Source organism: Rheinheimera texasensis, assembly GCF_964031785.1.
GTDB classification, from domain to species: domain Bacteria; phylum Pseudomonadota; class Gammaproteobacteria; order Enterobacterales; family Alteromonadaceae; genus Pararheinheimera; species Pararheinheimera texasensis_A.
In genome coordinates, this window is record NZ_CAXIRE010000024.1 from 99638 (window position 1) to 123436 (window position 23799).

Genomic DNA, 23799 nt, shown 5'->3' on the forward strand with positions numbered 1-23799 from the left:
ACAAAGCACGATGAACAGATACAGTTACAAAGCTTTTGATCAGGCTGGCGCACCGCTGAAGGGTGTTCTGACTGCGCTGGATCAGGACGATGCCCGTCAACAGTTAAAAGCTAGAGGTCTGCTGGTCAGTGATCTGCAACCGGAGCAAAAGCGCCGTAGTTTCAGTATCAACCGTAAGTTATCTCTCAGTGATTTAGAGTTCCTGACCGCGGAGCTCTCTGTGCTGCTAGACGCCGGATTAAAAATTGATAAAGGTGTTGAAGTGCTGGCGCGTAGTGCGTCGAAACCAGCGCAGGCTGAACTTCTGAATAAAATCAGTGGCGATTTAAAGAAAGGTCTGCAGTTGTCACAGGTTTTGCGCCAAACGGGGGTCTTCGACGCGCTGTACATCAACTTGGTTGAGATTGGTGAAGCCACTGGTCAACTCGCGCAGATGTTCCGCAAGTTGGCGGAAGATTTAGCCTTTCGGCGCGATTTACAACAAAAAGTCACGCAAGCGATGACTTATCCTGCGGTGGTGTTGAGTGTCTGTCTGGGCGCTTTGCTGTTTATCCTGAACTTTGTGGTACCGAACATGGCGCAAATGTTCCGGGGACAGCAGGATCTTCCCATCTATACGGAAATTCTACTCGGTACCGCAGATTGGTTTGGTCATTACCAGTGGTATCTGCTGTTGTTTTTGCTGGGGTTGGCTGCGCTGGTGAAGTCGTCATGGCATAAACCACAATGGCAGGCGATGATCTCCCGCACCCAGCTCAGGTTGCCTTTTTTACGTACCTTAACGCTGTTGTTAGAACGGATCCGCTTTAATGGTGCTTTGTCGATGATGCTAAACGCCGGCGTTTCGATTGATCAGGCGATGACGCTGGCCGCAGGCAGTGTGCGCCAGCCACAACTGCGCCACGAGCTGGAATCAGCCATTGCACGGGTGAAACGTGGCGAGCAGTTATCTGCCGTCCTGGGCCAGAGCCGGATTTACCCGCAGTTTTATCAGTCGCTGTTAGTGGTTGGGGAAGAGACCGGCGAACTGGGCCGCATCTTCAATGAAATCACCAATCGCAGCCAAAAAGAGTTCAGTCAGTGGGTACTGCGGTTTACCAGTTTACTCGAGCCTCTGATGATCCTGTTCATGGGTGGCCTGGTCGGTGGGGTCGTCGTGATCCTGATGATGAGTATCACCTCCGGCACATCGGCGCTTTGATATGACACAGCGCGGCTTCAGTCTGGTTGAACTGTTAATTGTGATGGCGCTGATGGGACTTGTCTTAAGTCTGGTCGGTCCATTAGGCATGAAGCAGATTGAACGCAGTGAAGCCGTCTACGAGAGTATGCAATTACAGCAGTTGCTGAATAAAGCAGTGCAACAGGCTTATGTGCAGGCGAAACCGGTTGAACTGCAGCTGGATGGCAAACAGTTACTGGGTAGCGATGGTCAAAACGTGCTGCTCAACCAGAGTTTTAGTCATATCTTCTTTCCACGCCAGCTGGTGCAAATCAACCGAAACGGTTTTGCCTCACAACCGCAGATTTCAGCTTTAGTCCGCGGTCAGCCCCGAACTTTTGATTTTGAGGCGGACAATGCGCGGTAAAGCAAAAGGCTTCACGTTGATTGAAGTGCTGATCGCCGGCAGTATCATGTTTATCGTTCTGGTCATGGTAACGGATAGTTTTCTGACTGCCCGTAACAGCGCCCGCCATGCCGACAATATCATTGCGATGTTACAGCCTTTGCCTCTGGTCAAAGCGGACATTCAGCAACAGCTGCAGCAAAGCCCGGGCCAGCCTGCGACGGGTCAGGGGACGTTCGGCCAGGTGACTTTTCAATGGCGAGCCGAGAAAACTGCAGCTGCCGCACCGAAGCCTCGCTTTGAGCTTGAATCCGGCACCAGTACCTTGTTTGCGGAACGCTTTTATCTGTATCAGGTTGAGCTGACGTTAGCCGTGGCAGATCAGCAAAAGATCCTGACTTACACCGAGTTGATTTGGCGCCAGGGTCCGGGAGTGCCGCAATGAGACAACGTGGCTTTACACTGGTCGAAATGCTGATTTCGGCGACTTTACTGATGATAGTGCTCGGGACTGCGATGTATGGTTATCAACTTTACATGCAGTACTGGCAACGTGAACAACAGCAGCATTCCGCTCAGTTCAGAGCCTACCGGCAAACCGATTTACTCTATAACGCCGTTCGCAGCATCGTGCCATATGCGGTACAGAATGCGCAGACCAGCGCCTTTTACTTCCTCGGACGTGATAATGGTTTTACGGCTGTGACACAGTCGCCGGTATTTAATCCCGGGGCTTTGGCGGTGATCCGGGTCTTTCGTGAAGAGACACCCCAAGGTCAGTTTCAGCTGGTCTACGAAGAAGCGTCGCTGCGGGATATGCTGTTGCTGGATGCCGAGCAGGAACTCCCTTTTAGTCACCGCATGGTGCTGGATACCCGGTTCAACCGGCTTGAATTCCTCTATCAACAGTTAGAGCTCAAAATTAATGAGCAGTTTCCTGACCAGACCGACCGCATCAAACGTTGGGTACCTGCAATGGATGGGATGACACAACGCCAACATCCAGTGCAAATCCGTCTGCAACTTGACGGGCTTGCGGTCGATTTGGTCATACCGGACCGGCAAAACCTGTTGCTGCAACGCTATCAGCGCGGGGACATTCAGACATGAACCAGTCGCAACGTGGTATTGCTTTACTTCAAGTGTTGTTTTTGTCGATGATTTTATCTGTGATGCTGATTTCCATGCATCTGAAAGCCAAAGCGGCATTAACCCTCGCGCAAGAGTTAACTGACAGGGCGCAGGCTGAGCTGCAACTGTATTCAGCAGACGCCGAGTTCAAATTTGTTGTGCTGAGCCAGCCATTGACATTGCAGGGCAGTGAGAACGGCCAATTGCAGTGGAATCTGCATGATGAACCTTTCGCCTTTGCTGGCATCAACATGCAGGTGCAGGACGTTAGTGGTTTAATTAATTTGTACAATTACAACGACATGGCCCGTTTATTCCGCTATTTCAATGATGAGTCGACTGCAGCACAGTTGGTAGGGCAACTGCAGGATTGGCAAGATGATGACAATGACGCAGGGATCAATGGCGCTGAACAATCAGCCTATCCGGCCGAAGTCCGGGTGCGGAATCAGCTGATGCAGACGGAAAGCGAAATCCGTTTTCTGAAAAGTATGACACCGGCACAGGCTGATTTACTATTACCCTGGCTCAGCACAGCGCCGCAGAGTTATCAAAACCCGCTGGTGATGCCGGATCTGGTTCTGCAGGTCATGTTTGGTAAAACTCTGGCGGACCAGCTGACTAGATTGCGGCAAACGAACAAACTGGATGGCGACATGTTGCGTGTTGTGATGGGCGCTATTCACAGCGATGACTGGGTTTTTGGCCCATCGGGCAGCTATCGGGTGACCTTCACTTCCCAAGTTAACAATGTTAAGCTTTCGCGCAGATACACCATCCGCCTGTCACCATATCAGGAAGACCCATTCACCTATTGGGAATATGTAAATCAATATCATGCCGAAAATCGTTGAAATCTGGCCGCAACTTCCGACCGGCATTGTTCCTGTGCTGCAAAGACTGACTGAAAGCCTGGTGACTGTCTGTAGCAAACAGCAGCTGTTCAAGTGGCAATTTACGTCACAACAGGCCAGTTTAGTGGCGACAACCGCTGCTAAATTTGTGCAAATTCTGGGTCGTGAATGTTACAGCGAGCAACATAAACAATATCCGGCCTTGTCAGGTTCTGCATTAAAAGCAGTACTGGCGCAGGAATTCCATGGGCAGCCCGTGTTGCACCGGGTCGGCCCGCTGCAGAATGGCCAGCAGCAAGTGACGACTTATTCCCTGACGCCAACGCTGACTGAGAAGTTAAAGACTGGTTTTTGGTTACCTGAAACCCTGTTATTGGGCAGTGCGCTTCCCGGTGAAGTGTTAGCGGTGCAGGACAGTGGACAAAATTTCTTTTGTTGTCATTGGAATGGTCAAAGCTACTCGGCGCTACAGACCGCTATTTGTGCCGATGCGAACCGGTTTAAAATGGTGCAGGGGCTACCGGCAGATTTGCCGGTACGGCAACTCAGTCGTGCCGAGCACCAACTATTATTACTCCGCGGTCTTATGGCATTGCCGCTGCAGTCTTACACCGGCTTTTGGCGGGTACAACAATCATCGATGTCCTTCAACTGGCGCGCCATGCTGATTGCGGCTCTTGTTGGCTGGTCAGCTTATTTGACGCTGGTTTCTGGCTGGTTGCACTGGCAAAACGGTCGCATTCAACAGCAGACGGATGCGATGGGCCCGAAAGTGAACGAATTGCTGGATTTACAAAAGCAATACGAGACTAGCCGTGCTTTGCAGCAAGAGATTGCGGATTCATTACAACAAGCCGTTTACCCGGAACAGCTCAGCTTATTAATGTTGTCGCTGACCAGTCAGCAAGTCACTGTCGAGCGTCTGCAATTAAAAGGCGGGGCTGCAGAGCTTACCGCGCGCGCAGCAAAGGCAACAGCAGCCTTAAGCGCGATCCAGCAAATGCCTTTTGTCGCTTCAGCGAGCTATATCAATGCCACCCGCAGAGTCGGGGAGCAGGAGCAGTTCACGGTGTCGATCCAATTCAAATCCGGAGCTGCCAGCCATGACAAATAATCAGCGGCAGCTGGCTTTGGCTGTCCTTGGCAGTCTACTGATTGCTCGTTTTGTGTTTGTCCCCTGGCAAACCGCGCAGGACGACATGCATCAACAGCTGCAAATCAGTGCCAAACGTTTGGATAAAGCCGAGCGATTGGCAGGGATTGAAGCAGAGGTCAGGGATAAAACGACGCAGCTACAAAACCGGCAGCAAGACATGCTGAATACGATGCCGGTGGTGCCTTCAGCAGAGCAATCTGCACAGGTCCTACAGCAGTTACTGCAATCTCATTTTGAAGCCGCAGGTGTCACAGTGGCTTTGTTTAACTGGCAAGGTATCCAGCCCTACAGTGATAGCACCGTGCAACGTGGCAGGGCGAGCCTGCGCCTGAGTGCTCAGGTACCTGCATTAGTCCGCTCTTTATCTGCTCTGCAACAACGTTATCCGTATTTGATGCTCTCTGAATGGATTTCGGCCGAAGTGCCGGCAGATCAAACGCAGTCGTATGAAATTTTCATCACTGTGGATCTGTTAGTCAAAGTGGAGCCGTCATGAAAATCAGTCAATTCTGGCTCCCTGAAGTCAAATATACACTGGTTGCAGTGGCCGCTATGGCAAGCCTGAACCTGTACAGTAGGCTGTATACGGGCATGGAGTCCAAACCACAGCAGAGTATCGACGCGCAAACCGAGGTGAAGGTACCAACACCACCGCCACTTACTGCTGCGCTGGAACCCTTGTTACTGCAACTACAGCCGGTGGCAGCGGGCGAAGCGACTCATGCAGCGATGCCTGTCGACCCGTCGGCAGGGCAGCTTGGGGCCTTGCAAGTCAGCCTGAAAGCGGTATTTTTGCAGGAAGGGCAACGCAAGGCTGTGTTGCGGCTGGTCGATGGCAGCAACGCCGAATTAAAAACAGTCCGGCTTCAGGATGAAGTCAGCGGCTACCGCCTCACGACATTACAGCAGGATTTGGTTATTTTTCAGCAGGGCGACCAGCGAGTCGTCTTGCGCCTGTTTAAAAACAACACTGCAGCAGGTCAGCCTGCGCAAGGAAATTAATAAATGTATCTGGTCCGCACTACGGTCTCTTTATTTGTGCTGGCGGCGTTGTCAGCCTGTGCCACCAAACCGGCAACTTTTACCATTCCACAAAGCAAAATTGCGGGTTCAGGCAACACATCAAGCATTGCCAATGAATTACCGCCGGAAGATTTGCCCAAAGCGAATGGCGGATATACCGAGCTAACGCCGTTAAGCGTGCAACGCACCCGCGTACAAAGCAGCCTGGATGTAGCCTCTGCCTTTTCGGACCAGGGCGAATTGACACTGTCTGCTGACGAACTGCCGGGCGATGAGTTTATTCACACCGTATTTGGAGAACAGCTCAAAGTCAATTATGTGTTGGCTGACGGCATCGCCAATTTAGAGCAGCCATTTTCCCTGAACATTCAGGATAGTGTCAGCCCACGTCGTTTGTTTATTCTGGCAAGCGAACTACTGGCCAGCCGCAATATTCAGGTGACGCGAAAAGATGATGTATTTTTCATCCATCCCAAAGCGGCGGATAATCAGCCGACCGGTACCTTCGGTTTTGGCCGCAACCCGCAGGATGTGCCGCAAAGTTTGGGTATTGTCACGCAGTTAGTGCCGGTTAAATACAATCGCGATTTGTCGATAGAAACCACTATTCGTGACATCGCCGGCGTGCGGGTGCAGGAAGTCCAGGGCCAAAGCGCTTATTATTTTCAGGGCGAACGCGACAAAGTCATTCGCGCCATTGAACTGTTGAATATCCTCGATACGCCAGCTGTGCGTGGCAAAAATATCGGCCTGATGCGTTTGACCTATATTTCGACTGACGATTTTACCAAACAGGTCAATGAACTGTTGGCAAGTGAAGGTTTACCGCTGGATATGGGCAAGCCGGGTAGTCGGAATCTGGTGCTTATTCCATTGCCGCAAATCGGTTCAGTCGCAGTGTTTGCTGCAGATCAGCTGTATATCGACCGCTTAAAATATTGGGCGATGCAATTAGACCAACCCAATCAGGGTGATGAAAAACGTTATTTTATGTTCCACCCGCGTTTTGCCCGTGCTGCAGATATTGGTGAGTCGTTATCCGCGTTAATTGGACAGGACAACGGTCAGGGCAATACCCGTCGCGATACACAATCGGCGCAGCCAGCAGCAGCGCGTCAACCGCAGCAAACGCAGGCGCGGACTGGCAGCACCGGAACCACAAGCAGTGGTGCTGCTTCGGTGCAAAATGATTTGTTAAAAATGACCGTAGATGCGCGGTCGAACTCATTGATTTTCTACACCGCTGGCAAGCATTACAAAGAATTGCTGCCAATGATTGAAAAACTCGATGTGATGCCCAAACAAATTATGTTGGAAACCACCATCGCGGAAGTGAGCCTCAAAGGTGAATTTGCCATGGGCGTTGAATTTGCGCTGAAAAATGGCAGTTTCGGATTGGGTGATGCCGGTAATATGGGTGTTGGCAGTATTGTCGGCATTGGCGCCACTTACTCAAAGAATCTCGATACTTTTGTCGCACGCTTGCGGTCAACTGACGAGCGCGTCAATGTCCTGTCAAGCCCATCTATTGTAGTACGCGATGGGGTGACGGCTGAAATTAATATTGGTGAAGATGTGCCTGTTGTCACCGGCACCACTGAGAATCCGAACACCGGTGCGCAAACGCGTAGTGTCGCCAGCCGTAAAACTGGCATCAAGCTGTCTGTGACGCCCAGTATCAGTGCGCAGGGCTTGGTCGTGATGGAGATCAAACAGGAAAGCTCAAACGCGGTGAAGGGGGGCGTAACGGTCGAAGGCAACCAAACCATCTTTGAACGTCAAATCAGTACTGAAGTGATTGCACAAAGCGGTCAGACCATTTTACTCGGTGGCTTAATCTCTGAGCGCAGCACAGCGTCTGACAGCAAAGTGCCGGGTTTAGCCAGTTTACCGTTGCTGGGAGCCCTATTTAAATCAGAATCTGAGACAAAAGAAAAAACTGAACTAGTCTTACTCATCACGCCAAGAGTTGTGGATAACAGTGAAGAATGGGAAAGTATCAGCAGTAAACTATCCGAAGCACTGGATTCAATTCATTTTGTTGAAGAAAAAACAGGCAATTAGCGAGTGAAAAGGGTAGTTTTTTTAAAAATTTACCGTTGACAATCTTTGTCACGGTAATAGAATGTGGTGAGGAAATTGGTTAGTCCCAGTTTCTTAATCTAAAAAGAAACGAAAGCAAGATGCTAGATGTTTCAATTTCATGAAATTGGAGAAAGTTCGAATGAAAACAATTTTTAAAAAGACGTTAGTTGCTGCTGCTTTAACTGCTGCTGCATTCAACGCATCTGCTGTTAACCTGTCTACGACAGTTGCAGTTAACGTATCTCAAGAGGGTGCTGTTAACCAAACTAATATCGACGTTCCTCAAATCAATGCTGCTGCTGGTGCTGAGTACACCACAGGTGATACTATCACTCTGACTTTCGCTGGTGCTGAACTGGATACAGCAGCTTCTGTTCCAGCAATGGCAGTTAGCTTCGGTGGTAACGGTGACGGTGCTACAGTTGGTTTCGTATCAGCAACTGCCAACTCTGTAACTTTCCGTATCACTACCACGACTGACGGCGCTGACGCTGATGCATTAGTCGCTTTCAACGGTGTTGCGACTTTCCAGGCTACTGGTCTGAAATTTAAAACTGCGTCTGTAGTTGATGCGGCTGGCGCAATTAAAGTTACACACTCTGCAGCTAACGTAACTGGTACTCTGGTAATCGACAACCTGGGAACTAAAGAAGCAACTGTTGTGAACGTGATTTCTCAGTTCGCATCAAGCGTTACTACCAAACTGGACGGCGTGATCAACGTAGCTAAGTCTCGTCAGATCTTCGTTGACGCGGCTGGTGCAGACGTTGCAAACGATGTTTTAGTAATCACTCCTACTGAAGCAGCTGCTGCAGTTCACGATGCTAACTTCGATTCTGTTGCATACAAAATCACTGGTGACTTCTCATTTGCGGATACTAACAAAGACGGTACTGTAAGCGCTGGCGAGTTAGCTGCAGCGGTTGTTGTTACTACTGCTGATGAAGGCGCTGCAGGTGCTGCTGGCGATGATACTATCTCTGTAGGTACTCTGAACGCTGCCAAAACTGAATACTCTTTCACTGTTACTGACGTAACAGACGGCCCAGTTGCAACAACTGTCCAGTTCAACGCTCCAGGTGTTTCTGCAACTAAACCAGTTCTGGTTCCGGGTGCTTTCACGGTAGCATCTACCATCGGTTACACTCCAGCTACTGGTGCAGCTACTTCTAAAGTAGTTTCTGCTGACGCTGGTGCATGGACTCTGAACGGTGCAACTGTTCAAGTTCCATACCTGGTATTCGGTACAGTTGGCGGTAAAGCGTACAACACTATCGTTCAACTGAACAACGCTTCAACTGTATCTGGCGACGTATATGTTGACGTTTACAAAGAAGACGGTACTTCAGTACTGAGCAACAAGAAAGTTGCAACTGTAGCTGGTCAAACCACTACTAACATCGCAGGCGCTATCAAAACTGAACTGGCTGCTGCCGGTGCTGCTGATGGCAAATTCTCTGTGAAAGTTGTTGCTAACGTTCCAGAGAAAACAGCTTCTGTTTACTCTGCATTCGTTGACACTGTTACTGGTGAGCGTATCATTGTAAACAACGACTCTAAAGTTCAAGTTAAGTAATTAACTGAATGATTAAAAAACGGACCTTTGGGTCCGTTTTTTTATGCCTGAAAGAAATAAAAGGCTGCATATTCCTGTCAATGATTCTCACTTAAACCTTTGATTTATTCGAATTTATGACAACCAGATGGGATTTTTTTGACAATGTTAAAAATCGGCCGATTTTTCTGCATTTTCTGCAGAAAAAACGAGATTTTTTACTTTTTTCCGATTACAATGTGCTTGGACTGAATTCAATTTCTATGTAAGCTTCGCAAAGTTTTTTGTGAAGCTTTTTTTTTTGGCGCAATTGGAATGTTGTCATTATGTTAGCCACTCACCGCCAAGATCCCGGCATTCAGGGATTACGCGCGGTCGCTGTTTCTCTGGTTCTGCTCTTCCATGTTTTGCCTTATATCTTCAGCGGTGGTTACATCGGAGTTGATATTTTTTTTGTGATCTCCGGTTTTGTTATCACGCGCCTGATCCTGCGGGATCACAGCAACAACCACTTTAGTTTCAGTGTTTTTTACACCCGTCGTTTGCTGCGCCTGGCACCACCGTTGTTACTGACTTGTCTGGTGTCGCTGCTGGTTGCATGGTTTGTATTGCTGCCTGATGAATTCAGTGCGCTGGCAACCACAGCCATCAGCGCATTGCTCTACCTGTCCAATTGGTATTTTGCGAGCGAGGCCGGTTATTTTTCAGAACAACTGGAAACAAATCCCTTACTGCATACCTGGAGTTTAGGGGTCGAAGAGCAGTTCTATTTATTGTTTCCGCTGCTGTTGATATGGCTGCTTCGCCGACGTCACCAGCTATTTGTAAGTTTAGTAACGCTGACGGCCGTACTTTATGCAATGGCGTATAGCTGGACGTTACTGGATCCTGAGTCGGCATTTTTTGCCAGTCCGTTACGTTTCTTCCAGTTTACTGCCGGTGCCTGCATGGTATTTGTCTGTGGTAAATACAGGCAGCATCCTTTATTGGCTGACGGGCTAGGGGTCGTTTCGATTGCGGCTTTATTGCTCGCTATGCTGATGATGAATAAGACCACCGCATTCCCCGGTATAGCCGCTTTAGTACCAACGCTGGCCACTATGGTGTTGCTTTGGGTTGTTACTCAACCTGAAACCTGGGTTAGTCGGTTGTTGAGTGTCAGACCCGCAGTGTGGCTTGGTAACATCTCGTATTCGGTCTATTTATGGCATTGGCCGCTGATCATTTTTTGTAAGCTGGCTTATACCGCGGCATTCTCGTTGCCTGTTATTATCACTTTGCTGGCCGGTTCGGTGTTGTTGGGTTTTGTCAGTTGGCGCTTTGTCGAACAACCTTGCCGCCGTATGGCGCCAATGTTTCGAAACCGCGCCTTGATGGTTGTATTGCTGTCGACCCTTGGTCTGTTGGCGATGTCTGGCTGGATAGCTGGGCAACAGGGACTGCCATCACGTTTTGACCCGGCACAGGTCGCTTTGGCCGGTTATATGAAAAAGCAAAACAGTCATTATGGCCAGGGCCAGTGTTTTATCACGCAGGCCAATGCGCAGTGGCAGAGTCTCAGAACAGAACAGTGTTTGCCGCATAGCCAGCAACAGCAAGCTTTGTTGTTGCTTGGGGATAGTCATGCCGCTCATTTAAATCAGGCTTTACGGGATAAATTCAGCGGAACCATTGTCGGGCAAGTCACAGCGGCGGGGTGTAAACCATTGTTATCCGGTGCTACGCCGTTAGCAGGCCGTTGTGCTGAGATTGTCCGTTCAACTTTTGATAAGGTATCGGAACAACCTGCCTATCGCGCGGTGATTCTGGCCGCTCGCTGGCAATTAAACGATATTCCTGCATTGCGGGAGACGCTTCGCCTGTTGAAAAATCAACGTGTTATAGTCATTGGTCCAGGCCTCGATTTTAAACTGGCGCTACCCCGGTTACTGATTTTTAACCAGGTAGCGCCCAACAATGTCGCGGCTCAAAGTAATATTACCAATTTGAGAGTGGTTGACCTCGGACTGTCAGAACTTGTAAAAGCAGAAGGTGGTCAATACTACTCGATGCTCGAACAGCAATGCGCCCCAGACTGCCGATATACCGACAACAACGGCATTCCTATACAATGGGATACATCTCACCTCACCAGACAAGGCGCAGACTTTATGCTTCGCAATCTGCAGATCGATTAAATTGGCTAGTATGTTGAAACAACTGTTGTCACCCGCATTCAAGCAAAGACTCAAAACATGGCTGGCGGCTCTGGATCACAGAGCTGTTGCTGTCTGCAGTCGCAGTCGCGTGACATCCGTCCTCTATTATCTGATGTTGAGGCCCGCTTTCGGACGAGAACAACATGCGGTATTAGCCGGCCGCGCCCGGCATGCAGAGGAACTAAAAGCCCCGGCCTTCAGCAGTGCCCAATTACGACGGAATATTCATCGGCTGGAAAAAGCTTTGATCATGCGACCGCGTAAAGACATTTTTGCTTTAGATTATATTGATCAGACCATTGATCTGTTTGAGCTTTGCTTACGCAGGTCAGAGTTTTCGCCGTCTGAGTTGGCCTGGGCACAGGCAGTGCTGGCGCAGTATTTTTCTGTCGTCTCTCCCACGCCGCATGTAAGTCACCTGGCAGAAAGATTTAGCCAGTTACAGCAACACGGTTCGCAAAGGGACCGTAACGAGGACGTCTTAACGCCATATCCAGCAGCCGATAAGACCGTCGCAGCGATCAGTCCTGAAGCGCTGCATTTGTTGATGCAACAACGACGTTCCGTGCGCTGGTTTACTGAACAGCCCGTGCCGGCTGATTTAATCGCACAGGCCATTCAGATGGCCAGTCAAGCTCCTTCAGCCTGTAACCGGCAGCCGTTTTTTGTCAAAATGAGTCAGCACCCGGCCCAAGCTGCCCGTATCGCAAAACTTGCGATGGGAACCAGCGGTTTTGCTGAAAACATTCGTTGTTTATGTGTCATCGTCGGAGATCAGTCCTGTTATGAAGCGGAACGGGATCGTCATGTCATTTATGTCGATGGTGGTTTGTTTGCGATGCAACTGATGTTGGCTCTCGAAACCCTGGGATTATCGAGTTGCCCGATTAACTGGCCAGATATTGAATCGCTGGAACTGAAGATGCAGCGTCGTCTCAAACTTGCGGTATTCCATCGTCCGGTCATGTTATTAGCCGTTGGGTATGCAGACCAAAGTGGTGGCATCCCGGCATCTGTAAAAAAAACCTCTGATCAATTACTTCAGACTATCGATGATTAAACCATGATTGTAGAAATTAAAGGCGTGCAGTTTGTTAACAAAGGCGCCGAGTTGATGTTGCATGCAGTTTTGCAGCAAATGAAACAACTTTATCCGGATGCGGAATTAGCACTTTTACCAGGGCCAAATTCACCCTATAAAAAGCGGGCACTGCTTGGTGCCTTACAGATAGCTCCACTGCAATTTTATCGGGCTGATCTCAATTGGCTGGTGGCTTGTTTGCCTTCCTTTGTTCGTCGAAAGTTACGTCAATGGTTTGGCATTGTGTTCCAGTGCGATATCGATGTGGTTTTGGACGCATCCGGCTTTGCCTATGGCGATCGCTGGGGGCGTTTTGGCGTGACGTTTTTGGCAGCGAATACGCGTCGCGTAAGGCAAAATCAGGGTTATTACGTCTTATTACCTCAGGCTTTTGGCCCATTTACGGCGTCCAGCGATCAGGCGAAATTGCGTCAGGCCGTAGCCAATAGCACACTGGTATTTGCCCGTGATGCTGAAAGTTTCAATTACTTAAAAGACGCCGGTTGTGATGAAAACAAGCTACGTCAGGCGCCGGACTTTACTAATCTGCTGCACAGTTCGGCATTGGCTGATGAGCGCGCAAAGCAGTTTTTTGCCCTGTTGATCCCGAACTACCAGATGATCAAGGGTAAGACCGCGATCGAGGTTCAGCAATACAAGCAACTGATGGCCCGTTATGTAAAATTGTGTCGTGAAAAAGACTGGCCTGTGTTGATCCTGAATCATGAAGGTGACATTGATCAAGCACTATGTGTTGAACTTAAACAGCAATTTCAGCAAGATGAGATGGTTTCAGTTTTACAGCCCGATGATCCGTTGACGGTCAAGGCCTGGATTGGCCATGCCGGTCTGGTATTCAGCTCCAGATTTCACGGTTGCGTTAGCGCATTGAGTCAGGGCGTACCATGCATTGGCACATCCTGGTCGCATAAGTATCAACACTTATATGCAGATTATGCTTGTACTGAATGGTTAGTTGGACTGGATTCCAGTGAAGAGGTGCTTGAAAAGCTCTTTACGCAATGTAGTTCAGACGAGTTAAAAAATTCCTTGCAGCAACATTCAGCCAAGCTTCAGCAACTTGCCGCCAACATGTGGCTTGAAGTGGCTGACAAAACGTCGGTTCGCGCGTAGAATTAGTCATCAGCCTTTTCTCCGGATTTTGTTTTAGAGACCGTTTTTCGAGACAAGGGAGAAATGTATGCTGCCGGGTAAAATGGAGGTTCACTGATGTTGGAGCTGCTGTTAGCGCTGCCAAGATATGCAAAACGCTTTATCAGTGTCATTGCCGACGTTGTTTTCTTATTCATATCTATTTTTTCCGCGACTTTCATTACTCAAAATGATGTCGATTCCATCCTGACTAAACTTTCAGTGATGTTCTTATTATCCCTGCCGATTTCCATCATGGTGTTCGTGAAGCTAGGTCTCTACCGTGCTGTGATCCGGTATATGGGACAACACGCTCTCGGCGCTGTGCTGGCCGGTGTCATTAGTAATGTTTTGGTGTTGTTACTGCTGTTCGAACTGTTCCAAATCGAAAACATGGGGCGTTTGTTGGCAGTCTATGTGCTGATTAGCTTGTTATTGACAGGCGGCAGCCGTCTGCTGGTGCGTAATCTGATTTTACAACGGAACGTTGTGCATAAAGAGCGGGTGCTGATTTATGGCGCCGGTTCTTCAGGGCGGCAGTTAGCGCAGGCTTTACTAAATGGCGAACAGTTTCATCCGGTTGCCTTTGTTGACGACGACGTTACCCTGCAACGCTCGACCATTCTTGGCATTCACGTGGGAAGCCCTAGTCAAATTGCAGCCATTATCCGCGCAAAAAATGTCAGCCGTATTCTACTGGCTTTACCATCGGCCAGTCGTGCCCGCCGGCGTGAAGTATTAGAAAGCCTCGGCAACATGCCGATTCCGGTGCAAACAGTGCCGGGTATGAGCGACATCGTTGATGGCTCGATGCGAATAGATGAGCTGCAGGATGTCAAAATTGAAGATTTATTAGGACGGGATCCGGTCGAACCTAAGCTCAAACTGATGCATGCCAACATCAAAGACAAAGTGGTGATGGTCACCGGTGCCGGTGGTTCTATTGGTTCTGAACTCTGCCGACAGATTGTGCAGTATGAGCCAAAGTCACTGATTTTGTTTGAGCTCTCTGAGTTTGCTCTATACAGCATTGAGCAGGAATTACGCGCGCTGATCCAAAATGAACATCTGGAAATTGAATTAAAGCCAGTACTAGGCAATGTACAGAATCAAGCTAGAGCTCATGCGGTGATGACTAAGTTTGGCGTGCAGACGGTTTACCATGCGGCAGCTTATAAACACGTGCCTCTAGTTGAATACAACGTTGTTGAAGGCGTCGTCAACAACGTATTCGGAACTTGGCATGCTGCGGAAGCTGCAGTTGCAGCTGATGTTGAAACCTTTGTGCTGGTATCCACTGATAAAGCGGTGCGGCCAACCAATATTATGGGCGCGTCCAAACGCCTGGCTGAATTGGTATTGCAGGGGCTTGCAATCCGGCAGAGCCGTACTCGCTTTTGTATGGTGCGTTTTGGCAACGTGTTGGGTTCTTCCGGCTCTGTGGTGCCGTTATTTCGCGAGCAGATCCGTAACGGCGGTCCCATTACTGTGACACACCCGGAAATTATCCGGTATTTCATGACCATCCCTGAAGCCGCGCAGTTGGTGATCCAGGCCGGTGCCATGGGCAAAGGCGGCGATGTATTTGTGCTGGATATGGGCGAGCCGGTGCGCATCGCCGATTTGGCACGGCGCATGGTGCATTTGATGGGGTTGGAGGTCAAAGACAACCAACATCCGGATGGTGACATTGAAATTTCGTTCTCTGGCTTGCGTCCTGGCGAAAAATTGTATGAAGAATTACTGATTGGCGAGAATGTGCGGCAGACTGCGCATCCCCGTATCATGGCGGCCAACGAACTCTCTTTGAACTGGAAAGACATGGCTGAGCTGTTGCGGCAGCTGGAACATCATTGTGATCATTTTGCTGTGGAACGTATTGTCGAGCTCATCACAGAAGCGCCAACCGGCTTTAGTCACAGCAGTGCCGTCTGCGATCTGGTTGACTTACAGCAGACTCAGACTCCGTCAGAAAAAATTGTCCAGAAAAAGCCGGAGATTAATGAGCTACCTGTTGCCATTGCCAGGATCAGCTGAATTAAGTCTTTTTCATTACCCATGAAAACATGCCGGTCAAAAAGTGTTGGCCGGTTACGCAGGCTGTTGCATCACTGCGGGTTGTTTCAGGCTCATCTCGTTAGCAGATGCAGGATAAAACCGGGTCTGCTGCCATAACGCCGTTAGGGTTGACTCCCGATACCAGTCCGCCTGTACCAACCAAAGCGCAATAGCTGCCGCGACATCCGGGTAACTGACCTGCACCTGTGGCTGGAAGTGGCGTATGAATTGGTTGATAACCGCGCTGTTTAATGCTGGCTGTGCCGCAGCGAGTTGCAGCTGCTGCAGTGCCAATGCATTACTGGCCTGTTCCGGCTGACCTGCTAAAGGTTTGACCAAAATACGTTTTTGCAGCTGCAATGCTTCGCTGATGAGTTCAAAACCGGCATTGCTGATGACGGCACTGGCCTGAATTAAATCCTGCTTAAACCCCTGAACTGAAGCGGGACAACACTCGATATGGGCTAAGCCATGTGTTGGCTGGCCTACACCGTACAGCCTGAACCGGTATTGCGTTAAAGGTGCCAGCCATTGCAACACGTCTGTGGCAGCTTCAAACGGCAGATACACCAGCACCGGTTGGTCGCTGCAGTCTGGCAGATCAGCGCGCGCAACGTGGATAATGGGTGGCAGCACCAGGCGGCCTTGTTGCTGTGGATGATCAAAATGATGCCAGTGCAGGCCCAAATGAAGCCGGGCTGGGGCAAAAAAGCGTAGGATCTGCCACTGTAACAGGTCCATCCCTGCAAGTGGTGTGGGGGCGGTCAACGCATATTGATGGCCGAGCGCAATCAAAGGCGTGCCCTGGCGCCTTGCAGCCCAGGCGGTGACAGGTTCAAAATCAGTTAACACCAGGTCATACCGGCGGGTTTCCAATTGCCGGATATCTTGCCAAAGCTGACGGATATCCGCTTGCCACAGTGTTTGCCGATGGTCCACTTTACCTGCTTTACTGACAAAGCTCAGGCCTTTGCGCCATTGAAAATCGCCAAACTGTTGCATATCAAAGAGTTGGGCTGCTGGCCTGCCACTAAATAAAAAATCAATATGGATGTCGTGAGCGGCGAGTGCCTGTTGCAGCGCCCGGGCCCGGCTGATGTGACCGTTACCTGTCGCCTGCACGCCATATAACAGTCGCATCGGGTACTCCTTTATTTACCAGACCAGCTCCTTAAAATGCAGCCGGCACATTGAGACATATCTGTCATTGCCACCGATCTCGACCTGTGAACCTGCACGGGCCGCTTTGCCATCCGCGTCGAGCCGGACAACAAAATTGGCTTTACGGCCACAATGACAGATGGTTTTTAATTCAATCAGTTTGTCAGCCCAGGCCAACAACGCCTGACTGCCGGCAAAAGTTTCCCCGATAAAATCGGTGCGAAGACCAAAAGCCAGTACCGGAATGCGCAGGGTATCGACTACATCGGTGAGCTGCCGGACCTGGTTTTTCGTCAGGAACTGCGCTTCATCAATCAGCACACAATCCAGCCGGCCCAGCGATTCACGCAGTGCATTGCAGCGCGCGACAAAATCCAGCTCTTCATCAAACAACAACGCGTCCATCGACAAACCAATACGCGAACTGACTTTACCGATGCCAAAACGGTCATCAAAGGCCGCAGTGAAAATCGCGACCTGCATGCCGCGTTCCTGATAGTTGTACGCACTTTGCAATAAAGCCGTCGACTTGCCGGCATTCATCGCCGAATAATAAAAATACAGCTGCGCCATCGGGCGGACTCCGCGTCAGAAAAAAACGCAGTATACCCAAAGCTGCTGCTTTAACCCAAGATGTGCCTGTCGCGTTGCAGGCAGATGGCAGTGGCATGACATTTTGTCGTAGGCCAGCCATAGCAGGCTGGTTTCATCGCTGCGAATGCTTTAGTCTGGCGGCAAAGATCTCTGAATACAGGAATAAACTCATGGATAAGTATCTGGTCCTTATTATGTTTTTGCAGGTGGCGTTGACCAGCGGCATCATGCTGTTGATGGGAAAACGCCGTTTTGCCGCCGCCCGTAACCGCGAATTTCATCTCAATGCCTTTCGCACTATGGATTTGGCAGGAGCCAATGAAAAAGTGATCACTGCCAGTCGTAATTTCGATAATTTATTGCAAATGCCGGTGTTATTTTTCGCTGGTGTGCTGGCGGTATTGCAGCAACAACAAGCCGATGTCGTTTTTGTCTTGTTGGCGGGTGTGTATGTGGCGCTCAGAGTGTTGCACAGTCTGGTGCATGTCACCAGCAATCAGGTGCGGGTGCGTTTTAACCTGTTTCTATTAAGCTGTGTGGTGCTGTGGGCGTTCTGGCTGCGCCTGGTCGTGGTGATGTGGTAACAGGGCAGCATTATTGATGTGGAATTTATCCGGCTATGCGTTGTTGGCAGTCAGCGCTTTTACTTCAGCCAGTTTATTGCCGGGCAGCTCCGAAATCGTATTGGCGGCTTTGTGGTATCAAGGCTATGACGTCTGGTTGTTATGGCTGGTGGCAACTTTATCTAATGGTGTTGGCTCAGTGTTGAACTGGTGGTTAGGTTCCCAGGTCACCCGGTTTCAGCATAAACGCTGGTTTCCAGCCAGCCCGGAACAACTGCAGCGGGCGCAGCAGTGGAGCTACAAGTTTGGCCCATATGCGATTTTATTCAGCTGGCTGCCGGTAGTTGGCGACCCACTGACAGTGGTGGCGGGCATTTTACGATATCCGCTCTGGCAATTTATCCCGCTGGTGCTCATTGCCAAAGGCGCGCGTTATGGCGTGTTATTACTGGCGGCAGACACTCTGTTAAAAGGACTGGTTTGATGCAGACGAGATGCAACAAATGGCTGGCAGCCTTGATGCTACTGGCGTTATTGCCTGAATGGGCGTTGGCGGCTTCGGCTGAGCCACAGCAAAGCTGGCTGGATATTCCGCAGCAGCAGCTGGTGTATTTGCAGCTCAGCGATGGTGACAAAACAGTCGGGCAGGTGGTGCTGCAGCTTGCAGACCCATTCACACCAAAAACCAGTGCGCGTTTTCGTCAGCTGGTACAGGACCGTTTCTATGATGGACTGGGGTTTTACCGGGTGATTGACCAGTTTGTGTTGCAGGCTGGGTTGCCGGAAGACGAAACGCATCCGGCTAAACTGACGAAATCCTATCCGCCGTTACCGGCTGAATTCAGCTGGCCAATACGCGGCAAAGACTTTTACACGCCAGTGCAAAGCGGCGACATGCTTGCCGAAGAAACTGGTTTTAATCAGGGCTTTGCGGTAGGGCGGGCTAAAGGGCGGGAGTGGCTGATTCATTGTCCGAATCTGGTGAATATGGCGCGGGACGCAAATCCGGCCAGTGCCACCACCGACTTTGCCATTATGCAAGGGCAAGCGCCACGTCACCTGGACCAGAATATGAACGTATTTGGCCGGGTGATTTGGGGGACCGAAGTGCTGAATTTGGTACCGCGCGGCGATAAAGCTGCTGGCGGAATTTTAGGTGTGAAGGCGCGTCGGGGCATGATTGTCAGTGCACGTTTGGGCTCTGAGCTTCCCAAAGCAGCGCAATTGCCGTTGCAGCAGCAACTGACCAACAGCGACGATTTTCAGCAAATGCTGAAGCGCCGCCGGGCACGATCGGATGAGTTTTATCAGGACAAAGGCAACGGTAAGCTGGATATCTGTTATCTCGGTGCGCCGGTGCGGTTAAAAACAGCGCAGTAATAGCAGCCCGATGACAAAGCGCTGGCTGAGAGCCTTGCTTTGCGTCATCATGTGATAGCAAAAAATAACAGCAAAGGTAACTCAGTATGGAATACGCATTGTCCGCGGATGATATTCAAAAAGTCACTAAACTCGATGCCGAACAGCGCTACGAGTATTTTATTAATGCAGTGGCCGATCTGGAACAGATTTGGATCCTGACCGATGACGAAGGTTTTGTGCTGGTCACGGCCGAAGACGAACGTTGTATTCCGGTGTGGCCACACGCCGAAGTCGCCAATCTGTGGATTGAAGGCGATTGGGCCAACTGTCAGGCACAGGCGGTAGATATCGCCACCTGGCTGGATAAATGGACTGCAGGCCTCGATGGCGATGAGCTGATGGTTGCAGTATTCCCACACGCCGACGAACCAGGCATTGTAGTGGAGCCGGGTGAACTGGCCGAAACACTGCTGGAAGCGACGCAGGAAGAAAACGAGCACTGATCATTTTGTGCGCACGCTATTGATAACAATTCGCAATACTATTACAATGAACTTCGTCACCTGGTGCCGGAGTTCATATGTACGTTTGTGTTTGTAAAGCTGTCACTGACAAGACCATCCGCGCGCACGTTGCCGAGGGCATGACCTCGATGCGGGAAATGAAACAATGCTTGGGCGTTGGCAGTCAGTGTGGTAAATGCGTGCAGACCGCACAGGATGTGCTGCAAAAGAGTTTGCAGCAGCAACATTCCACCTTATATATTCCTTGTCAGGTGATCATGCAAAGACCGGCTGCTTAAGCCGGTTTTTTGATTTTATATGCAGTAAATCTGCATTTTTATTGATTCTTGCGTATTTCCTCTGCCTCAGCCGGGTAAAAACGGGCATAATACCGCTTCGTTTTGCCAAAGTCCTGAGGTCATCATGAGTACAGCCCCATCTTCTATTCGCACAGTCGCTATTGTTGGCGGCACCCATGGCAATGAATTCTCCGGTATTTATCTGGAAAAACGCTACCGTAACCAGCCCGAACTGATGGCGCGCAGTAGTTTCAGCTGCAAAACCTTATTTGCTAATCCAGAAGCGCATCAGGCGAATAAACGCTATTTGCACAGTGATTTAAACCGCCAGTTTAAAACCGCCGATTTAGCCAATCCGTTGCTGACCAATTACGAACAAAGCCGCGCCAAAGTGATTAATGCCGAACTTGGCCCTAAAGGCGCAGCAAAAACCGATTTTGTTATTGATTTACACAACACCACCAGCAATATGGGCGCTTGCCTGATTTTGACCCAGCCGGGCCGGATTTATAATTTGCTGGCCGGTTACATCCGTTTAAAAATGCCGGACGCGGTGATTTCACGTGACGAAGACCATTTTGCTGCTGAAGATCACGCGCTGCTCTGTACCGTGGGTACTTATGGCGTGATAGTTGAAGTCGGGCCCCAGCCGCAGTCGGTGTTACGGCAGGACGTGCTGGAACAGATGCACGAGATGACGCAGCATATTCTCGATTTTATCGAGCTGTACAACACTGATGCGTTACCGGCATTACCAAAACGGGTGGAAGCCTTCCGTTACCTGCATTCAATTAAATTGCCGTTAGCTGCCAATGGCGAGCGACTCGGCATGGTGCATAAAAATATCCAGGACCGCGACTATCAGCCGATAGAACCGGGTGCGCCTTTGTTCACTCTGTTTGATGGCACAGTGCTGAATTACGATGGCACTGAGGTGGTTTATCCGACATTTATCAATGAAGCGGCGTATTACGACAACAATCTGGCGATGTCGCTGAATGACAAAGTCTGGATTGAGGTGGAATGATGCTGAAAAAACAAGGCGCCATTGGCGCCTTGTTTGTTTTGTCAGTTACAGCTGCTGGTAACTGGTTTTTTTCTGAATGAGTTCAATCGCATAGTTGTCCGGGTCGCGCACAAAAGCGATTTCCGTAGTGCCGCCTTTGACCGGGCCGGGTTCGCGGCTGATCACGCCGCCACGGGCACGGATTAAATCACAGGCTGTATAGACGTTGTCGACTTCCAGTGCGATATGACCAAAGGCATTGCCGTTGTCGTAGCTGGTCACGCCATAGTTGTAGGTCAGTTCTAACACCGCGCCGCTGGCTTCATCACCATAACCGACAAAGGCCAGTGTGTACTGATACTCCGGATTGTCGGAGGTACGCAGCAAAGACATGCCGAGCACTTCTGTGTAAAAGCTGATGGAGCGCTGCAGGTCACCGACCCGCAGCATAGTGTGCAGTATACGCATTTGATGTTCCTATTCAGTTTTCTGTTTAAACTCGCACAAATCTTCCACCAGACAGCTGCCGCATTTGGGTTTGCGCGCCACACAGGTATAGCGGCCGTGCAAAATCAGCCAGTGATGCACGTCGACTTTAAATTCAGCCGGTACTACTTTGAGTAATTTCGCTTCCACTTCATCGACATTTTTACCCGGTGCAAAATTCATCCGGTTACTGACGCGGAAAATATGCGTATCGACGGCGATAGTTGGCCAGCCGAACGCAGTATTGAGCACCACATTGGCGGTTTTGCGGCCCACACCGGGCAAAGCTTCTAATGCTTCACGGTTTTCCGGCACCTGACCGCTGTGTTGGTCCTGCAAAATCTGACAGGTCTTGATGACGTTTTCGGCTTTGGTGTTAAACAGGCCGATGGTTTTAATGTGTTGTTTGACGCCTTCGACGCCAAGCGCCAGCATTTTGGCTGGAGTAGGGGCGGCGGCAAATAAGCCTTTAGTGGCTTTATTCACGCTGACGTCTGTGGCTTGCGCGGATAGCAGCACGGCAATTAACAGTTCAAACGGGCTGCTGAACTCCAGCTCAGTTTCGGGCTTTGGGTTGGCTGCGCGCCAGCGGCTTAACATCTCAATACGTTTTTCTTTGTTCATCGGTTGCGTTCGCTTAGCTGCTGCTGACCTGGGTGACACGGGCGCGCTGGATGCTGGTTTTTTGCACCTGGCTGGCTTTGCGTCGCGCTTCAATAGCATTCTTCGCGGCGATAAGACATCCCAGTACCAGGAAAGCGCCTGGCGGCAGGATGGCGAGCAGGAAGTGGCTGTCGGCCTGATACAGTTCGATTCTGAGCACGGTTGCCCAGGAACCCAATAATAAATCGGCACCGTCGAACAAAGTGCCCTGACCAAGAATTTCGCGAATGGCGCCTAAAGTGGCCAGCACAGCGCAAAAGCCAGTGCCCATCATCAGACCATCAAAAATCGACGGCAAAACAGCATTTTTTGAGGCAAAAGCTTCGGCCCGCCCAATCACGATACAGTTGGTGACAATCAGCGGGATAAAAATGCCTAAGGATTGATACAGGGCAAAAGTATAAGCGTGCATCAGCAATTCAATGGCGGTCACCACCGAAGCGATGATCATGACAAACACCGGGATGCGGATTTCATTCGGAATGTGCTGGCGGAACAGACTGATCACACCGTTGGTGGCAGCCAGCACCAGCATAGTGGCAAAACCGAGCCCAAGCGCGTTGGTCAGCGACGAGCTGGTCGCGAGCAGCGGGCACAGCCCTAATAACTGCACCAACCCTGGGTTGTTTTTCCACAAGCCGTTACGGATAATCTCTTGATATTGTTGCATATCCACCTCAGGCTGCCGGGCAACCAGCGGTTTGTGCCGCCAGTTCCGGATGCGCTTTGATGTACAGGGCGGCGCGTTTAACAGCACCAACCACAGCACGGGGAGTGATAGTAGCGCCGGTGAACTGGTCGAATTCACCGCCGTCTTTTTTCACCGCAAAACGTTTGTCGTCGGCCGACTCCACTTGTTTGCCGGCGAAGCTTAAAATCCACGGGTGGCGTTTGACTTCAATTTTGTCGCCAAGGCCCGGTGTTTCTTTGTGCGCGATGGTGCGCACACCAAGTACTGAGCCGTCGGCACGAATGGCGGCTAATAAACTGATATTGCCGCTATAACCGTCCGGCGCGACCGTTTCGCTGACGTAGACCTGCTGGCCATCGACCATAGTGCGATAGAGCCGGCTTGGCGCGACACCAAAGGCCTCTGGCGCATTGACGGCCAGGCAATGTTCCAGCAAAGCGTCGTCCTGATGATTCGGTGGCAACACTTCTTTCAGCACTTTCAGTTTTTGTGCCTGCGCCTGCTCGGCAATAGTTGCGGCCGTCAGCTGGTTGACTCCGGCGATCACCGCCACGCAGCCGACGGCAGCAAGGCCCAGCAACAACGCATTTTTACTGACAAACTTCAGCAT

The 23799-nt window shown here is 50.3% G+C and carries 26 protein-coding genes; 20 read left to right on the top strand and 6 right to left on the bottom strand.

The annotated features are described in order from the left end of the window. Positions 1-10 precede the first annotated feature (10 nt). The 14 genes from ABNT34_RS19020 to ABNT34_RS19085 all read left to right on the top strand — a co-directional run bounded on the left by ABNT34_RS19020 (position 11) and on the right by ABNT34_RS19085 (position 15840). Positions 11-1201, top strand: a complete 1191-nt coding sequence (locus ABNT34_RS19020) for a type II secretion system F family protein (protein WP_348734482.1) — start codon at positions 11-13, stop codon at positions 1199-1201. Position 1202: 1 nt separating this feature from the next. After that, on the top strand, positions 1203-1589 hold the full coding sequence (locus tag ABNT34_RS19025) for a type II secretion system protein (protein ID WP_348734483.1): 387 nt from the start codon (positions 1203-1205) through the stop codon (positions 1587-1589). After that, positions 1579-2013: a prepilin-type N-terminal cleavage/methylation domain-containing protein gene (locus ABNT34_RS19030; protein ID WP_348734484.1), complete on the top strand. Its 435-nt coding sequence runs from the start codon at positions 1579-1581 to the stop codon at positions 2011-2013. The genes ABNT34_RS19025 and ABNT34_RS19030 overlap by 11 nt, the downstream gene beginning before the upstream one ends. Continuing rightward, positions 2010-2678 (top strand): prepilin-type N-terminal cleavage/methylation domain-containing protein, encoded by a 669-nt coding sequence (locus tag ABNT34_RS19035; protein ID WP_348734485.1) that lies wholly within the window; start codon positions 2010-2012, stop codon positions 2676-2678. Before ABNT34_RS19030 ends, ABNT34_RS19035 begins: the two co-directional genes overlap by 4 nt. After that, positions 2675-3553 (top strand): hypothetical protein, encoded by an 879-nt coding sequence (locus ABNT34_RS19040; RefSeq protein ID WP_348734486.1) that lies wholly within the window; start codon positions 2675-2677, stop codon positions 3551-3553. The genes ABNT34_RS19035 and ABNT34_RS19040 overlap by 4 nt, the downstream gene beginning before the upstream one ends. Continuing rightward, positions 3537-4667 carry a hypothetical protein gene (locus ABNT34_RS19045; RefSeq protein ID WP_348734487.1) on the top strand — a complete coding sequence of 377 codons (1131 nt, stop codon included), beginning with the start codon at positions 3537-3539 and terminating at the stop codon, positions 4665-4667. The genes ABNT34_RS19040 and ABNT34_RS19045 overlap by 17 nt, the downstream gene beginning before the upstream one ends. After that, entirely contained in the window at positions 4657-5205 is a 549-nt protein-coding gene (locus ABNT34_RS19050; RefSeq protein ID WP_348734488.1) for a hypothetical protein, read from the top strand. The genes ABNT34_RS19045 and ABNT34_RS19050 overlap by 11 nt, the downstream gene beginning before the upstream one ends. Continuing rightward, positions 5202-5711, top strand: a complete 510-nt coding sequence (locus tag ABNT34_RS19055; protein WP_348734489.1) for a hypothetical protein — start codon at positions 5202-5204, stop codon at positions 5709-5711. Before ABNT34_RS19050 ends, ABNT34_RS19055 begins: the two co-directional genes overlap by 4 nt. A gap of 3 nt (positions 5712-5714) precedes the next feature. Beyond that, positions 5715-7796, top strand: coding sequence for a hypothetical protein (locus tag ABNT34_RS19060; protein WP_348734490.1), 2082 nt, complete (start codon positions 5715-5717; stop codon positions 7794-7796). Between the two features lie 160 nt (positions 7797-7956). Continuing rightward, the gene (locus tag ABNT34_RS19065; RefSeq protein ID WP_348734491.1) at positions 7957-9393 is read left to right on the top strand and encodes a hypothetical protein; all 1437 of its coding nucleotides are present in this window, start codon (positions 7957-7959) and stop codon (positions 9391-9393) included. 305 nt (positions 9394-9698) lie between these two features. Next, positions 9699-11549: an acyltransferase family protein gene (locus tag ABNT34_RS19070; protein ID WP_348734492.1), complete on the top strand. Its 1851-nt coding sequence runs from the start codon at positions 9699-9701 to the stop codon at positions 11547-11549. A 10-nt stretch (positions 11550-11559) separates the two neighbouring features. Beyond that, a complete protein-coding gene (locus ABNT34_RS19075; RefSeq protein ID WP_348734493.1) occupies positions 11560-12630 on the top strand; it encodes a nitroreductase family protein in 1071 nt (356 codons plus the stop codon). Between the two features lie 3 nt (positions 12631-12633). Beyond that, positions 12634-13785, top strand: a complete 1152-nt coding sequence (locus tag ABNT34_RS19080) for a polysaccharide pyruvyl transferase family protein (protein ID WP_348734494.1) — start codon at positions 12634-12636, stop codon at positions 13783-13785. Between the two features lie 96 nt (positions 13786-13881). Further along, positions 13882-15840 carry a nucleoside-diphosphate sugar epimerase/dehydratase gene (locus tag ABNT34_RS19085; protein WP_348734495.1) on the top strand — a complete coding sequence of 653 codons (1959 nt, stop codon included), beginning with the start codon at positions 13882-13884 and terminating at the stop codon, positions 15838-15840. 54 nt (positions 15841-15894) lie between these two features. On the opposite strand, the gene ABNT34_RS19090 is transcribed toward ABNT34_RS19085, so the two are convergent. Beyond that, positions 15895-17001: an MJ1255/VC2487 family glycosyltransferase gene (locus ABNT34_RS19090; RefSeq protein ID WP_348734496.1), complete on the bottom strand. Its 1107-nt coding sequence runs from the start codon at positions 16999-17001 to the stop codon at positions 15895-15897. Positions 17002-17016: 15 nt separating this feature from the next. Further along, entirely contained in the window at positions 17017-17595 is a 579-nt protein-coding gene (locus ABNT34_RS19095; protein WP_348734497.1) for a thymidine kinase, read from the bottom strand. Between the two features lie 191 nt (positions 17596-17786). On the opposite strand from ABNT34_RS19095, the gene ABNT34_RS19100 reads away from it, so the two are divergent. The 6 genes from ABNT34_RS19100 (at position 17787) to ABNT34_RS19125 (ending at position 21370) form a co-directional block, all read left to right on the top strand. After that, positions 17787-18200: an MAPEG family protein gene (locus ABNT34_RS19100; RefSeq protein WP_348734498.1), complete on the top strand. Its 414-nt coding sequence runs from the start codon at positions 17787-17789 to the stop codon at positions 18198-18200. A 16-nt stretch (positions 18201-18216) separates the two neighbouring features. Further along, a complete protein-coding gene (locus ABNT34_RS19105) occupies positions 18217-18663 on the top strand; it encodes a YqaA family protein (protein ID WP_348734499.1) in 447 nt (148 codons plus the stop codon). Then, positions 18663-19559, top strand: a complete 897-nt coding sequence (locus ABNT34_RS19110) for a peptidylprolyl isomerase (protein WP_348734500.1) — start codon at positions 18663-18665, stop codon at positions 19557-19559. The genes ABNT34_RS19105 and ABNT34_RS19110 overlap by 1 nt, the downstream gene beginning before the upstream one ends. An 86-nt stretch (positions 19560-19645) precedes the next feature. Next, positions 19646-20044: a DUF2750 domain-containing protein gene (locus ABNT34_RS19115; RefSeq protein ID WP_348734501.1), complete on the top strand. Its 399-nt coding sequence runs from the start codon at positions 19646-19648 to the stop codon at positions 20042-20044. Positions 20045-20121: 77 nt separating this feature from the next. Next, a complete protein-coding gene (locus ABNT34_RS19120) occupies positions 20122-20343 on the top strand; it encodes a (2Fe-2S)-binding protein (protein WP_348734502.1) in 222 nt (73 codons plus the stop codon). A 124-nt stretch (positions 20344-20467) separates the two neighbouring features. After that, entirely contained in the window at positions 20468-21370 is a 903-nt protein-coding gene (locus ABNT34_RS19125; protein WP_348734503.1) for an aspartoacylase, read from the top strand. 45 nt (positions 21371-21415) lie between these two features. On the opposite strand, the gene gloA is transcribed toward ABNT34_RS19125, so the two are convergent. The 4 genes from gloA to rsxG are packed head-to-tail and all read right to left on the bottom strand — an operon-like array spanning position 21416 to position 23799. Further along, on the bottom strand, positions 21416-21817 hold the full coding sequence (gloA, locus tag ABNT34_RS19130) for a lactoylglutathione lyase (protein ID WP_031571174.1): 402 nt from the start codon (positions 21815-21817) through the stop codon (positions 21416-21418). Between the two features lie 9 nt (positions 21818-21826). Further along, the gene (nth, locus tag ABNT34_RS19135) at positions 21827-22459 is read right to left on the bottom strand and encodes an endonuclease III (protein ID WP_348734504.1); all 633 of its coding nucleotides are present in this window, start codon (positions 22457-22459) and stop codon (positions 21827-21829) included. Between the two features lie 13 nt (positions 22460-22472). Continuing rightward, positions 22473-23168 carry an electron transport complex subunit E gene (locus tag ABNT34_RS19140; protein WP_348734505.1) on the bottom strand — a complete coding sequence of 232 codons (696 nt, stop codon included), beginning with the start codon at positions 23166-23168 and terminating at the stop codon, positions 22473-22475. Positions 23169-23175: 7 nt separating this feature from the next. Then, positions 23176-23799 (bottom strand): electron transport complex subunit RsxG, encoded by a 624-nt coding sequence (rsxG, locus tag ABNT34_RS19145; protein ID WP_348734506.1) that lies wholly within the window; start codon positions 23797-23799, stop codon positions 23176-23178.